10 protein-coding genes are annotated in these 15746 nt (G+C 44.7%); 3 read left to right on the forward strand and 7 right to left on the reverse strand.

What is annotated here, in order from left to right:
• Positions 1 to 153 precede the first annotated feature (153 nt).
• Positions 154 to 1209 carry a carboxypeptidase-like regulatory domain-containing protein gene (locus U5K35_RS09450; protein WP_322571209.1) on the forward strand — a complete coding sequence of 352 codons (1056 nt, stop codon included), beginning with the start codon at positions 154 to 156 and terminating at the stop codon, positions 1207 to 1209.
• A gap of 59 nt (positions 1210 to 1268) precedes the next feature.
• Here U5K35_RS09450 and U5K35_RS09455 read toward each other — a convergent pair whose 3' ends face one another.
• Positions 1269 to 1823, reverse strand: a complete 555-nt coding sequence (locus tag U5K35_RS09455) for a hypothetical protein (protein WP_322571210.1) — start codon at positions 1821 to 1823, stop codon at positions 1269 to 1271.
• Positions 1824 to 2509: 686 nt separating this feature from the next.
• Between U5K35_RS09455 and U5K35_RS09460 the strand changes: the two genes are divergently transcribed.
• Positions 2510 to 4963 (forward strand): zinc-dependent metalloprotease, encoded by a 2454-nt coding sequence (locus U5K35_RS09460; RefSeq protein WP_322571211.1) that lies wholly within the window; start codon positions 2510 to 2512, stop codon positions 4961 to 4963.
• A gap of 87 nt (positions 4964 to 5050) precedes the next feature.
• Here the strand turns inward: U5K35_RS09460 and U5K35_RS09465 are convergent, their stop codons facing one another.
• From U5K35_RS09465 to nagB, 4 genes are all read right to left on the reverse strand, one after another.
• A complete protein-coding gene (locus tag U5K35_RS09465) occupies positions 5051 to 5389 on the reverse strand; it encodes a type II toxin-antitoxin system PemK/MazF family toxin (protein WP_322571212.1) in 339 nt (112 codons plus the stop codon).
• A complete protein-coding gene (locus U5K35_RS09470; protein ID WP_322571213.1) occupies positions 5376 to 5609 on the reverse strand; it encodes a hypothetical protein in 234 nt (77 codons plus the stop codon). Before U5K35_RS09470 ends, U5K35_RS09465 begins: the two co-directional genes overlap by 14 nt.
• 286 nt (positions 5610 to 5895) lie before the next feature.
• A complete protein-coding gene (pruA, locus tag U5K35_RS09475; RefSeq protein ID WP_322571214.1) occupies positions 5896 to 7527 on the reverse strand; it encodes an L-glutamate gamma-semialdehyde dehydrogenase in 1632 nt (543 codons plus the stop codon).
• 771 nt (positions 7528 to 8298) lie between these two features.
• Positions 8299 to 10236: a glucosamine-6-phosphate deaminase gene (gene nagB / locus U5K35_RS09480; protein WP_322571215.1), complete on the reverse strand. Its 1938-nt coding sequence runs from the start codon at positions 10234 to 10236 to the stop codon at positions 8299 to 8301.
• Positions 10237 to 10428: 192 nt separating this feature from the next.
• Between nagB and U5K35_RS09485 the strand changes: the two genes are divergently transcribed.
• The gene (locus U5K35_RS09485) at positions 10429 to 11949 is read left to right on the forward strand and encodes an MFS transporter (protein ID WP_322571216.1); all 1521 of its coding nucleotides are present in this window, start codon (positions 10429 to 10431) and stop codon (positions 11947 to 11949) included.
• A 752-nt stretch (positions 11950 to 12701) separates the two neighbouring features.
• On the opposite strand, the gene U5K35_RS09490 is transcribed toward U5K35_RS09485, so the two are convergent.
• Positions 12702 to 13469 carry an enoyl-CoA hydratase/isomerase family protein gene (locus U5K35_RS09490; RefSeq protein WP_322571217.1) on the reverse strand — a complete coding sequence of 256 codons (768 nt, stop codon included), beginning with the start codon at positions 13467 to 13469 and terminating at the stop codon, positions 12702 to 12704.
• 80 nt (positions 13470 to 13549) lie between these two features.
• Positions 13550 to 15592, reverse strand: coding sequence for a thioredoxin domain-containing protein (locus tag U5K35_RS09495; RefSeq protein WP_322571218.1), 2043 nt, complete (start codon positions 15590 to 15592; stop codon positions 13550 to 13552).
• Positions 15593 to 15746: the final 154 nt, after the last annotated feature.

Consider the following 15746-nt stretch of genomic DNA (forward strand, 5'->3'; position numbering starts at 1 on the left):
ACTGTTCGGAGCTCTTAAAATAATCACGGGAAACTATTGCTCATTATTTGGCATTATATATTGCACATCCCACGATTTGATAAGTGAAAACTTATGAACCTTCCTGAACATACATTTGGAAAATATTTATTGAGTTTATGCACAGTTTGCTCAATGCTATTATTATTTGCTTTTCCGGCAATTAGCCAGCCTCAAGATATCCAAAGTGTAATATCCGGAATGGTCTCAGATAAAGATTCGGGTGAACCACTTGAGGATGTGCATGTTTATATCTCATATACCACTTCTGGTATTTCAACAGACGAGAATGGAGTGTACTCTTTTAGAACCGGTTTATCGGGTCAGTTTGAATTGGTTTTTAGCAGAATAGGGTACGAAACAGAGAAGAGAACGATTTCTCTGGGCAATGATGAGGAATCTTTAGTCTTTAACATACAGCTAGTTTCCAAGTCGGTAGTCTTATCGCAGTTAGAGGTAAAAGCTGATAACTCAGCCTGGCTTAGAGATTACGAAGAGTTTAAGCGGGAGTTTTTAGGTACTACGATTTACGCTGCAGATACTGAAATTACAAATCGTTGGGTACTCAATTTTAACAGAAACGATTCTGGTCAGTTGCTCGCTTCTGCCAGCGAACCGCTAAGGATTGAGAATTTGTCGCTGGGATATGAACTGCTCGTGGAGTTAGATGACTTCCGATGGAATTTGAGAGATAACACCGGTTATTATCGTGTGCAGGTACGATTTGAAGAATTAGAACCCGAATCAGATCGTCAGTACCGTAGTTGGACTCAAAACAGAGAACGTGCATACGAAGGATCCTTGAGGCATTTTTTAAAAAGCTTATATGAAGATAATCTCTCAAGAAATCGATTTGAGGTGGTTTGGATGAACTCTACTCAAAGAGCCACTATTCAACCGATAGAACAAAATCGAATGATTCAAAGCTTGAGTTCTAACGGCCTAGATCCAAAACTGGCCCTACACGGCGTTAAGGGATTTATTCTTAAGGAACCTGTAGATATCTTGATAGGAAGAAGATCATACATTTATGATAATCGTAAAAGGGCGAGGCTGGTACCCGTAAGAAATGACAAATCATTTTTTGTTATGCCAAACGGTAACGTCCTGGATATTTTGTCGCTCGCCGTTACCGGGTATTGGTCATCATATAGGATGGCAGATATGGTTCCGATAAACTTTGAACCGTAAAGAAAATAAGTACTTCCCTCCCGGTGTTGATAAGGAGGGAAGTGGGCACTACCGCCTGTTTAACGCTCAATCTTGTTGATACTCCGTATTTTTCCATCCAGAATCTTTTCCACTTCGGAATAGGTCTTTGCTTCACTCAATTCCATTGCCTTTTGATTATTGATAAATCCTGCAGGAACGTGTACAGCACGAATCAATAGTCCGGAGTACTCATCGGCTGCGCCAAGATTGTAGTTGGCATCCATAAAAATCCGCACATCAACAACAGTATAGTCAAAATTGATTAATGCCGTGCCATTGCTGTTAAACTCGGTGAGAGGGAGCTGTCGCCACACTTCCAGATCCTCGTCGGCAATATAATCTTCAAGTACATAAGCCAGAACTACATCAGAATCAAATACTTCAATTCCGGTGGGAATATCCTGAAAAAATTCAAATCCATTGGACTGCAGCAGGTCTGCCTCAAATTCAAAAGAGGTGGGTATGACTTCAGGCCCGGCCGGTCCTTGAGGTCCCCTTGGTCCTTCGGGTCCTACAGGTCCGCGCTCACCGCATCCTGAAAGCATTAAAAACATTGCAATGGCGGTTATAAAAAATTTGAATAGCTTTTTCATAGCAAGAGAGTTTACAGGTTAAGTTGATGGTTACATTTTAAACGCCCTGCAGAGAAAAGGGTTGCTGTGATCAATATTTTATCAAATAAAATAAAATCAATAACTAAAGGTTGTTTTCGGGAATCACATATTCATGTTAGGTGGAGCTTAATCTGTGCGTGAAAAGATGAGCCGTGCCTCCGGCACTTGTGAGCTTGTGGTCAACCTGTAAACCACCACAATGAATTGTGGTGTTACAATATTTTCCGTGCCGAGTGGCACTAGGATTGAGCAAGTGATAGAGGTTTTCTGTTTAAAAAAAAACTCATTTTTTAAGGGCAAACAGCAAGGTTTTCGGGTGTAAAGTTTATAGGGCAAGAAGCACTCGGATTGAGTTTTAAAATACGCGAAAAGTGCTCAACATAGAGTTATTGTTTGTGGGAGGAATGGTTCGTTAATAAACGGTACTTGCTACTAGATCAAGTCTTCGAGAAATGTATAAAAACAAATGCCGTTAGGCATGAGTAGATATTGTATCCACAGAATTTATTCTGTGGGTTGGTGAAAATACTCCCTTTCAAAAAAGTGCCGTAGGCACGAACCATTTCGGTTTTGCAATGAGTGGTAAAAATTTGCAATACCTTTGCGTCTCAACTCAGTTCTCACTATTTAGAAAGTCGATTATTCAACCAAACAAATCGACCTCTATGACTGCACTACCTACTATTAAAACACTACTCATTTATTCGTTACTGATTCTGTTTACCGGCATTTCATGTCAAACAACCGGTCAAACCACAAGTCCGGAAAACAGTGGGGTGTCTTCACAGGCCATCCCTGCTAATGCCGAAAGTGATGAGGGACTGTTTACCGTTCATCAATCCGGCGATAAAATCTACTACGAAATACCTGAGGAGATCCTTGGCCGTGATATGGCGATTATGAGCCGTATCGCCAAAACTGCTGAAGGGCTTGGCTGGGGAGGCGATCGCCTGGCCGGTCAACAGGTTGTGCAGTGGGAGCGAAAGGGAGAGAAGATCCTTCTCCGTGGCGTTACCTACAGCAACACCGCTGATGAAAATCAGCCGATTTATCAAGCTGTTCAAAACTCCAATTTTCCCCCGATTATTGAATCCTTCGATATTCTGGAGACACGTAACGGTTCAGTGATAATCGATGTAAGTGATCTCTATTTGAAAGACTCCCGTATTTTTGGATTACAAAACCGGCATCGCCAGCAGTACACGATACGGGGATTGGATCGAGATCGCTCATTTATGGAGTTTGTAAAGAGTTTTCCGGAAAACATAGAGGTTCGTACGGTACTGACATATAATGCAGATAATCCACCTTCGCAGCATAGAACAGGTTCGATCTCGATTGAAGTAAACCACAGTATGATATTACTGCCCGAGGAGCCGATGCGTCCCCGTCTGTATGATGAGCGTGTGGCTATGATCAGCATTTCACAAACCGATTATAGTGATGAGGCTCAGTTTAGCAAAACGAAACGTTTTGTTACCCGTTTTCGGCTTGAGCCGGTTGATGAGGAGGCGTACCTGCGCGGAGAACTTGTAGAGCCAAAAGATCCGATTGTGTTTTACATCGATCCGGCCACACCGGAACAGTGGAGACCCTACTTTAAGGCGGGTATTGAAGAGTGGAACGTGGCTTTCGAAGAGGCAGGTTTTAAAAACGCCATCAGGGCTGAGATGGCACCGGTTGATGACCCTGAATTTAGCATGTTGGATGCTCGATATTCGGTGATAAGATATGTTTCAAGTCCGGTTCACTCTGCCAATGCCGGACCTGATGTAATAGACCCGCGTTCCGGCGAGACGATTCGGGCACATATGAATATGTATCACAATGTTCAGAAACGACTTCACTGGTGGTCGCTGAGTCAAACCGGCCCGAGAAATCCTGAAGTCCAAAAACCGCATCTTTCCACAGAGGAGATGGGGCAGTACCTGCAGTATGTGGTTTCGCATGAGCTGGCACACGCACTCGGTTATCCTCATAACCAGCGCGGCAATACCGCCTATTCGATCGAGGATTTGCGCGATCCTGACTTCACGAATGAATTTGGCAACTCTTCATCGGTAGTAGGCCGAACACGGTTCAACTATGTGGCACAGCCGGAAGACGGTGACGTTAAAGTTCACCGCAACGTAGGTGAGTACGATATCTGGGCGGTGAAGTGGGCGTACTCTTATCTTCCTCAGTTTGATACACCCGAAGAGGAGCGAGAGCTGCTGAATGAATGGATTCTTGAGCGGGCTGATGATCCTGCCATGCAGTTTGGTTACGGCCGTGGTGATTTTGATCCCACGCAGACTACTGAATCTATTGGTGATGACTGGGTTCGCGCCAGTGAACTTGGAATGAAAAATCTGCACAGAGTTATTCCAAATCTTCTGGATTGGATGGGCGAAGAGAATGAGACCTATGATGAAGTACGCATGCGCTACATGCAGATGTTTGTTCATTGGGGGAGAATGACAGGGCGGGTGATTACAGCAATCGGCGGATCACGTGAGGAGCATAAGCGCTTTGGTCAGGATGGCCCGGTGTATACCGCCATCTCAAAAGAGGAGCAGAAACGATCGATGGATTTTCTGGATGAACATCTTTTTGCAACACCTGAGTGGTTGCTGGATCAGGATCTGCTAAGGACTTTCGAGTATGTGGGGACTGTTGAGCGAATTCGCTGGTATCAGGTTACCGGACTGAACGCACTGCTTTCACCTCACCGGATGGAACGATTGGTGGAGCAGCATGCCATGAATGGGGATGAAGCCTATGGACCGGCAGAGATGCTCGATGACCTGCGAGAAAGCATATGGAAAGAATTGAAGCAGTCAAATGGTGTGGATACCTATCGAAGAAATCTGCAGCGAGCCTATCTGGATAGAATGGAATACCTGCTTACCGAAGCTGAAGCAGATGCAGGAAACCCTCCGGCTGATTATCGCCCGGATGTGGGGATGGAGAATTTGCGAACCGATTTTCACATTCAGCAGTCGGATATTCGTCCGCTGGTACTTGAGCAGCTGAGGGAACTTAAATCTGATGTGGAGCAGGCTATGAACGGAGCCACTGACCGCTATGCACGAACTCACTATGAGTATGTTGTGAAGCGAATTGATGGGCTCATTTAAATGAGAAAGGATAGATAAAAAAAACTTGTCAGGTCTCGAAGACCTGACAGTTGAAAGTGGTATTTATAATTGAAAACCTTTGAAGGTTTACACTGTAAAAAAGTCAATCACTCTATTTTCGACAGATATGCGATCGTTATTTTGTAGACGGCCAATTTTTTTAATTACAATAGAATTCTCAATAGTTGCGAATTTCATTCGTGTCATTGATGGTTTTGGTAAACCGGACTGTTTCCAATTTTGAATTAAGTAATCCCCGGGCCGACTTAAAGCTGTAACATTACTGGTAATAAACAAGATTACAATGTCAGCACCTGAATTGTACTCATCCGGTGAAATGACTAGTGCTGGTCTTTTTTTGGTAGTCTTCAAATTGGTGAAAGGAAAAGGTACTAATACAACATCCCATTTTTCAAAGGTCATCATAGATTTCATCTTCGTCATTATCCCACTCTTCAAAAGAAGGTTCAGAGACTTTCATAATTGATTTTAACTCCGATTTACGATCGCTTTCATTTACATACTCTTTTATGTAATCATCAATTAAAGATTCAACAATACTGCTCATAGTTTTCCCCTGAATTGAAGCAATGGCCTTGAGTTTTTTTCTTTTCTCGTCATCTATCCGGATACTCATTACACTCATAAAGTCTCCATTTTGTAGGTTACCCTACAATATTACAATTTTGGAAAATAAAAAAAAGCCATCTTGAAAATATTCAAGATGGCTTTTTGATAAATACTTTATCTGCGAACCTCAGCGATTCATCTGTCCCGAAAGATCAGGACGAGAACCAAAGAAGTTTCGAATGAGTAAAAAGGACGCTGACAGGAGTTCCCAAAAGACACGGGACCACGCTGTCATGTCTGTTTTCACTTTTGTTGGGTGCTTTACCCAATCCCGACTTATCGGGGCCTTTTCACTTTTTTATTTACTCTTCTCCCATGTAAGGATAGGTCCAGTCGAGTGGAGCCTGGTAGGTCTCTTTCATGGATCTCATGGAGAGCCACTTATAAAGGTTCACCATACTTCCGGCCTTATCGTTGGTTCCGGACCGGCGCGCACCGCCAAATGGCTGCTGATTTACAACCGCGGCAGTCGGTTTATCATTGATGTAGAAGTTGCCGGCCGCTTGTCGCAGTTTATCCGCCATAGTGTTCAGTGCGTATCGATCTCTCGCCCAGATGGCACCTGTTAACGCATATGGAGAGGTTGAATCACACAGTTCCAGTGTTTCTTCAAACTTATCGTCGTCGTAGACATAGATCGTCAGAACCGGACCGAAGATCTCTTCCTGCATGGTTTTGAACTTCGGATTAGTTGTGAGAATTACGGTAGGCTGGATAAAGTAACCTTTGCTGTCGTCATACTCACCACCGGCAATTATCTCTGCATCGTCTGCCTCTTTCGCATAGTCGATGTAGCCTGAGATCTTATCAAATGCCTTGCGGCTGATGACGGCTCCCATAAAGTTGGAGAAGTCCTCCACATCACCCACTTTGATCTTATCTACTTCGGTAAGCAGTTTTTCTTTGTACTCCGGCCAAAAGGACTGCGGAACATACATTCTGGATGCAGCTGAACACTTCTGCCCCTGATATTCAAACGCGCCCCGAACAGCAGCAATAACCAATCGGTCAACATCAGCGGTTTTGTGTGCAAAGATGAAGTCCTTACCGCCGGTTTCGCCAACAACACGCGGATAGGTTTTGTACTTATCTACGTTGTTACCGATGGTTTTCCACAGGTGGTTAAAGGTTGCTTCTGATCCTGTGAAATGAAGCCCTGAAAAGTGTTCACTTTCCAAAACCGGATCACCTACATCGGCACCTTCACCCGGCAGGAATTGAATCACACCGTCAGGCAGTCCCGCTTCCTGCAGGACTTTCATCACGTAGTAGCTGGAGTAAACTGATTCTACAGATGGTTTCCAGATAGCTACATTACCGCACATTGCGGGTGCAGACGGCAAGTTTCCGGCAATGGCCGTAAAGTTGAATGGTGAAACGGCAAATATAAATCCTTCAAGCGGACGATACTCAACCCTGTTCCACATTCCGTCAGGTGAGTAGGGCTGGTCTTTATAAATCTTTGTCAGATACCAAGCGTTGAATCTCAGAAAATCGGCCAATTCGCCAACCGCCTCAATTTCTGACTGCTGAGGTGTTTTGGACTGAGCCAGCATAGTGGTGGCGTTCATGGTAAAACGCTCCGGACCCGTGATGATATCAGCGGCTCGCTGAAAGATGGCTACGCGTTCCTGCCACGGCATATCGGCCCATTTTTTACGGGCTTCAAGAGCGCCTTCAATCGCCATTTTTACCTCTTTTTCACCACAAAGGTGAACGGTTCCCAACTTATGAGAGTGATTGTGAGGCATCGTTACATCCTGCGTACGATCTGTTGTTACCTCTTTGCCATTGATGATCGCAGGAATATCAATCTCTTCTTGTTTCAGTTCCTTTAATCGTTCTTTTAGTACTTTTCTTTCAGCTGAACCCGGCGCGTACTGTAAATACGGCTCATTAATCGGCTCCTGAAAGTTGAAATATGCGTTAGACATGGAAATGTGTTTTTTGATTTACGTGCTATGGTTTATTCTGCCGTAAATATAGGAACTATGTTGCGGAGTTCCCGCATGGTTCACCGAATTTTAAAGGATTTGCGTCCGTAATAAGCATTCATATCCTGCCTTTTAGAATCTGTTTTTTCATCACTCACGCACAGAATTGGCAATAATCGATAAAAAAGGTTCAAATAGAAGAGGAGACAAAGCGCTTTTCTCTGATGGAGCTTAAAAGCTAACTGAAGGTATGAAGCGCTTTTCTGACCTGCGATCGCCTGTTATAGGGTGTATAGATAATATCTACTGAAAATAGTCACCGATAACGAATCATTGAGTTAGATTCTAAGGTTCTATAAATAGAAATAAATCATTGATAAACAGCTTCTGTGCAGTAAGAAGCTTGTAAGCTGAGGTCAATCACCTTTTAAATAAATACGAACATAATGCAATTTCTAAAAAATTATTTCAAACTACATTTCGATCAGAATATCGTTGTCTTTCACCCCAGAGCTATTGGAGGATTGAGCAGAGGTGGAAAGGATATCGCCCGGTTCAGAGACTCACACACCGAAAAACCTCTGTCTAAAAAAGGTTAAAGCCCATACTTCGGTAGTAAGGAGAAGTAACTCCTTACCGGCTTTAACATTTCATAAAGTATATAGGCTTGGAATTTCTATTGATCCGAAAAGATTTGCGGTAATCTAAGTCTTGAAATAGCGCCGATGTCAGCCTGATACTTTTTATGTCGACTTATCAGATTGTAAGATGTCAGAAATGGTATCGAACAAAACCTTCGATAGCTTCATATTCGGCCAGACCCAAATCGTCATAGATTTTAGCTGTCTCACGGTTTCGATCTTCAGATCGCTGCCAGAATTCACGGCTGTCGGTTCCCGGAAATAGCGGGCGGTCTTTTTGTGATTGGTGCTTAAATATCGCCCGGCGCTTTCGTTTTAGCTCGATCGGGCTAAGCGGTACAGCCATCTCTATTTCATTTACGTCCCACTCCTGCCATGCACCGCGGTACATCCACACATAGCAATCGTTGATCCAGTCGTCCTCGCTGCAAATCTTGAGCGCCTCAAAAACAGCTTTCAGGCAGACTCTGTGCGTTCCGTGAGGATCAGAGAGATCGCCGGCAACATAAACCTGATGCGGCTTAACCTTACGAAGCAGCTCCACCGTCAGATCAATATCTTCTTGGCCGAGCGGTTTCTTCTTAACCCGTCCGGTCTCGTAGAAGGGGAGATTCATAAAGTGCATATTTTCATCGGGTACTCCACAATAACGCCCCGCCGCTTTAGCTTCGCCTTTCCGAATGAGCCCTTTGATTGTTTTGATCTCAGGCGAGTCCACTTCTCCGGGCTGTTTCTGCCTCAAGAAGTCATTGATTCTATCCAGGAGTGCATCGGCCTTCTTATCCTTCATAGCGAATATATCGGCATAGTCGGTCACAAAATCTGCAAATCGAATCGCCTCATCATCGAACACGGCAATATTTCCGGATGTTTGATAGGCTACATGTACATCATGGCCGTGATCAACCAGCCGGATCAGGGTACCGCCCATGGAAATTACATCATCGTCGGGGTGGGGACTGAAAATCAGGCATCGTTTGGGAAACGGCTTAGCCCGCTCGGGACGATACTTATCATCTTCTTTCGGTTTCCCACCCGGCCATCCGGTAATGGTGTGCTGCAGCTCATTAAAGACCTTGATGTTGATATTATAAGCAGGTCCTTTTTGGGTGATTAGATCGGCCATTCCATGCTCGTTATAATCTTCGTCGGTCAACTTAAGAATCGCTTTGTCCAGTTTTTGACAGAGCCAGACAACCGCTCTGCGGATGAGTGGATCGTTCCAGCTGCATTTGGTCAGTAACCATGGAGTTTTGATCCGTGTCAGCTTTTCGGATGCGGCATTGTCCAAAATAATTGTAGCATTTGGATGGTCCTGGAGGTATGTAGCGGGTACGGTTTCGGTAATTTCACCCTCTACAGCTTCCCGAATCACAGGAGCCTTGCCTTCACCCCAAGCCATCAAAAAGATTTGATCGGCTTTTAATATCGTACCCACACCCATTGTAATCGCCCGGCGTGGAACGTGTTCTTCACCAAAAAAGCTGCTTGCAGCATCAGTCCGTGTGATTTTATCAAGAGTAATCAGCCGGGTTTTTGAATCCCTTCGCGATCCGGGTTCATTGAAACCAATATGTCCCGTTTTTCCAATTCCGAGAATCTGAATATCGATGCCACCCGCTTCTTCAATTTTCTGTTCATACTGTTCGCAGTAAGCCTCGACACTCTCTTCGGCAATTGTACCGTCAGGGATGTGAATCTGCTCTTCCGGGATATCAATATGGTCAAAAAGATGCTCGCGCATGAATCTCACATAGCTCTGAAGGGAGTCGGACTGCATCGGGAAATACTCATCCAGATTAAAAGTAACCACATTCTGAAAACTGAGATCCTCCTCTTGATGTAGTCGAACCAGCTCACCATAAAGTCTGACAGGAGTTGAACCTGTTGCGAACCCAAGAACACATTTCTCACCTTTTTTGGCATTTAGTGAAATAGTATTGGCAATCTCACGGGCTATGGCAACAGAAGCTGACTCACTGTCGTCAAAAATAAACGTTGGAATTTTCTCGAGCAGTTTGGTGCGTTCATCTGCAGAGTTTAAACGATCTGAAATGGTTGATTTCATAGGGAGAAGAGGAGTTGAAATTTGTAAAATCATCGAGCGCACAAATATAGTGATTATTCCGGCGCCCGTCAGATTGGATTAGTTTATGAATTTGTAAACTCTGAAGCTGAAATCTGTCTATGAATTAGGTAATGGATTCATTAAAATTAAAGAATTAAATATTCTGCAGACTATAAAAATTCATGATTGTATATGCTTGATATTCAAAAGAGATTATCGAACTCTTTTTACGCCCTGCTTGCTCTTCCGGCCACAGCGATGGGATTTGCCCTCTCCGTACAAATTGCCGCACTCAGCTGGATTCTAACCTACCAATACGGGCTGGAAATTTCGGATGTTGGACTGGTTTGGGCCACGGGACCTATTGCGGGGATTCTGGGTCAGGTCATTATTGGTATTATCAGTGACAACGTTTGGGTCTGGAATGGGCGCAGGCGTGTTTTTATTGTAGTTGGCGGTACGCTTGCTTCCCTGATGCTTCTGGCACTTCCAAACCTGGGACTGATTCAGGCCTCGCTTGGTCTGGAAGCAATACTGGGTATTGCCATTCTGATTTCGATGATTCTCGATCTCTCCATTAATGTCTCATTTAATCCAACCCGGTCGATCATTGCCGATGTGACACCGGAGGGACGGGAACGGACCAAAGGCTATACATGGATGCAGACTGTCTCCGGTACGTTCGGGGTTCTTTCCTACTTTATCGGAGCCACTTTAGGCAACATCTTTCTGATCTATTTCAGTGTAGGTTTGGTCTTCTTCTTTTCCGTGCTTCCTCCGTTTTTCGTGAAGGAACCGAAATATCTGGGACGATACGGCGAGGATGAAGAGGATATTGCAAAAGAGGCAGCGGATGAGGATGTGCCCGGCAGTATCAATGATGCTTCACTGGCGGAAATTTTGAAAAGCATTCGTCCCTTGTGGGGATTTTTGATCTACGGTATTTATGCGATCATAAAACGATTAAGCGGGTTTGAGTTCCCGGGTTATTGGTTTGAAATTTTTGCCCTCGGACTGTCTCTGTTACTTATTGCTCAGGCTCTCTTTAAGAGTGAAGAAGGGAAGAGTAAAGAGGAAGCCGGAAAAATTGGATTTCAAAAAGTGCTGGCGGCTCACTCGTTTTCGTGGATCGGAGCACAGAGTATGTTTATCTACTTCTTCGCGTTCGTAGATTTTAGAATGCCGGGATTTAGCGGTGAAGAAGTTGGGCAAGTGGTAAACTGGAGTTTCTTTTCGCTTAATCTTGTCGCGGCGATCATACCTGTTCTGGCACTTGAACCGCTTGCAAATAAATTTGGCCGGGTTAAAACTCACGCCTACTCGCTCGTAGTGATGTCAATCGGTTACGCTTCGATCGTTTTTCTCGGAGAGTCACCCTACGTTTTATATATCCTTATGACAATCGTTGGCGTTGGCTGGGCATCGATTATCAGCCTGCCGTTTGCCATTATGTCTCAGAAAATATCCCAGAATAAGATGGGGCTTTATATGGGGCTTTTTAACCTCTCCGTGGTGCTTCCGCAGCTGGTGTCCAGTTTTGCCGTAGGTGATCTGGTTCAAACATTTGACAACAAAACGGTGCTTCTGGTGATCTGCTCCATAACAGTTGCCATCTCTGCTATCTGCTGGTTTATGGTGAAAGAGCCCAAGGATGAAATGACCGAAAACCCGGTGCTGATGGACGAGAAAATTGATAAGAATCTGGAAGGATGAGAAAAAGTCCCCTCTTGAGAGGGGATTTAGGGGTGTGTAAAGGATTGTTATAGAAGAAAAATTTCATGTGTGCCATGAAAGATTTTTTTCAATAAAAATTCATAAAGTAGGGCTAAGGTTTGAAGGCGGGAAGTAGTGGAAGATGAAGAGATCTCTCCACTCGCTTCACTCGGTCGAGATGACATTGATTTGGTTTATCCTTGCGGCGTATAAGGAATTGCGATATGACAAATTTTGTATTACGCCGCTTTTGACTCACCCTCTGTTTCGCTGTCGCGTTCAAAAGATGAGTCCTCTCTGTTCACTCCGTTCACAAAGAGGGAGGACGTTTGAAATGAGATTAATGGAGTATGAATAATGAGCATTTCCTTTGTAGGACAGACCAACTATTGCCCGGGGTTTCAACCCCGGGAGTGTGAAGCTATGCAAAAATTCTCCGCCGAATAGAGGGAATGGGTTCGGAGGATGTGAAGAGTTGAGGCGGTATGACTAGAGTTTCAATAAAAATTCCTACATGAAGAGTGAATTGAAGGATGACAAGATCTCTCCACTCGTTTCACTCGGTCGAGATGACAAAAGTTCGTTTTATCAAGGCGGCGTATGAGGAATGGCGATTTGACAAATTTTGTATTACGCCGCTTTCGAATGTCTCTGTTTCAAACAATAAACCCCAAGATTTAAGTAACCTTAAAGGATTAGCAAAGTTTAAAACACTCGTGGCACGACTTGGAGGCGTGCCACGAGAGAAAAACCTACTTCTTCTTAAACTCCTGAATAAACTCCCGGGTAAAATCAGAAAGCACAAGTCGGCCACTGATTTCAGCTCGCTGCTCCAAAGTAGCGTGCCAGTGCCCGGTACTTTGCCAGAGAATATCTTTCATCTCTTTCATTGCTTCCGGATTGCTTGAGGCCAGATCCGATGCGAGCTGCTGAACGGCTTCATCCAGCTCTTCGGTTGTATTCAGAACTTTATTGAATAGCCCTTTTGAGTAAGCCCAATCGGAGGTGTACCAGTTACGCGCGTCCAGTGCCAGAGATGAGAATGCAGCGGTGCCCAGCTTTCGATTTACAGCAGGACCTACCACAAAAGGGCCGATACCCAGCGCCAGTTCACTCAGTTTGATCGAAGCATCTCTGTGTGCAAGACAGTAATCTGCTGCCGCGGCGATTCCGATCCCGCCGCCAACAGTTTTCCCTTGAACACGAACGATGATTAGCTTAGGACAGGTTCTCATGGCGTTCAGAACGTGGGCAAATCCCATAAAGAACTTCTTGCCGTCTACAAAATTATCAATGGCCAAAAGTTCATCGAATGATGCGCCCGCGCAGAAAGCTCCGTCCCCTTTACTGCGAATAACAATTAATTTCACCTCTTCATTTTTGCCGGCCAGCTCAATGGTATCGGCTAACTCTTTGAGAAGAGCACTCGGTAAAGAGTTTCCTTTCGGGTGATGAAATTCAACGGTTCCAATATTATCTGCTACAGAATAGGAGATTGATCCCTGTTCAATATTAGTCATGATAGATTTTTTGATTCAAATGGTAGTTTTTATAGATCCAATATCGGTGAAAATAAGACTAATTCTGCAAGAGTGAACCTTTAATTTTGGAGTAATTTTATCAGAGATTCTGCATTATAAACCGGTGCCTGACAGGAGAAATTACTGCAGACGTAAACCGCGGGTTTTTCTACTACCGGATAAGATTCAGTAAAGGGAGCTATAGAAGAGAGAAGTTCACTTTGGTTGGCAGTTTTGACTAGAATGACTGAACCTGGCCCTGAGCTTGACCTGGCCGTTTCTATCAATTCATTGGTTTGCTCATTAATTGTTTTTGCGGTAATGACAATCTCATGAGATGGCTGCTGCATCAGTTGATGAGCATAGAGCGCATACGTATAGCCGGCCGGCGCGTCGGAGATCTGATCAGAAAACGCTGTTATTATCTTATCACTCTGCTGTTCAAATTCTGTTTCACCGGTCAGCCGCGAAAGTTGATATCCGTTCAAAACTGCCACAGAGTTGGATGATGGAATCGCTCCGTCGTAAATCTCCTTTTGCCGGCCAAGAAGCTCTTCGGCATTTTCTGCCGTGTAGTAAAATCCGCCGTGAGTCTGATCGGCGAAGTGCTCTGTGAACGTTCTTTGAAGTTCGACCGCTTCAGAAAGGTAATCGGGATTAAATGTGGCGTTGTAAAGCTCAAGCGCTCCGCGGATCAGAAACGCGTAATCGTCCGCCATCCCTTCAATGGCAGCTTCACCGTCTTTGATACGATGGAGCAGGGTTGAGGAGTCGGTTTTGCAAAGCTTAAGGAGTTGATTGAATGCAGTTTCTGCTTTTTGAATCAGCTTCTGATTTTGCAGCAATACTCCCGCTTTGGCCAGCGCGGCAATCATCAGTCCGTTCCAGTCGGTTAAGATTTTATCGTCCAATTGTGGGCGAATTCGCTTTTCCCGTTTTTTATTCAACTTTTGGCGAATTTCGGCTAGCTTTTCCTCCTCTGCATCAGACAACGAGTGAGACAGGTGTGGGATATTCTTACCGGTTCGCTGCCGGGTGGACTCATCCAGAAAATTTCCTTCTGCGCGAATATTATAGTGAGTACAAAAGAGTTCTGATTCTTCATTACTTAAGATTGAATCAATCTCTTCTCTGCTCCAGACATAAAACTTTCCCTCTTCACCTTCACTGTCGGCATCTTCGGCTGAGTAGAAGAGTCCCTCAGGCGACTGCAGTTGGGATTCTACATAAGTCACAATATCGAGTGCCGTCTCTTTGAAAAGTGATTCCCCGGTTAGTTTCCACCCTTCGGCGTAGGCCATCAACAGCGTGGCTTGATCGTAGAGCATTTTTTCGAAGTGTGGGAGGAGCCATTCCCGGTCGGTAGAGTAGCGGTGAAATCCTTTGCCGATGTGATCCCAAAGTCCGCCAAGCCTCATCTGCAGCAGAGTTTTATGAACCATCTCTTTGGCTTGATCACTTTCATGAATCCGGGCATAATCAGCTAAAAAGAGAAGATTGTGAGGGGAGGGAAACTTGGGTGAACCGCCAAATCCGCCATAGTCCGGATCGAACCGGTCTTTTAAATTTTGAAAAGCTTCCTGCGTGATCTGCCCGGGCAGTGCCTGCTTTGACTGACCCAGCTGAAGACTTTTCGAAAAGCCCTCCTTAATTCTTTGCACGGCATCATTGATACGTTTTTGATCATTCTGCCATGCATTTTTGATCTGCGGTACCAGGTCCAGCATCCCGATACGCCCCTGCATTGAACTTTTTGGCAGATAGGTAGCGGCAAAAAAGGGCTCTTTGTCCGGCGTCATGATGATGGTTAGCGGCCACCCGCCCTGACCGGTCAGCATCTGGCAGACGGTCATGTAGGTATTGTCGATATCGGGCCGCTCCTCACGATCCACCTTGATGTTGATAAACGCATCATTCATCAGCTTAGCGACCTCCTCATCCTCAAAACTCTCATGCGCCATCACATGACACCAGTGGCAGGTGGCATACCCGATAGAGAGAAAAACCGGCTTATTCTCCTTTTTGGCTTTCTCGAACGCCTCTTCTCCCCACGGGTACCAGTCCACAGGATTCTCGGCATGCTGAAGGAGGTAGGGAGATTTTTCGTGTGCAAGGCGGTTCATAAAGCAAGGAATTTATTTGAATGAAGATGAAGTTTAAATATACGGAAAATGAAAGGAGCATAAAGAGAGGGGAGTGCGAGAGGCCGGAATGTTCAATATATTTTTTGTGAACTGTATTATTGAACTTTACATCTTGAAATCGCTCCCAAGAAAT

The sequence above is a fragment of the Rhodohalobacter sp. genome (assembly GCF_034521535.1).
Lineage (GTDB): Bacteria > Bacteroidota > Rhodothermia > Balneolales > Balneolaceae > Rhodohalobacter.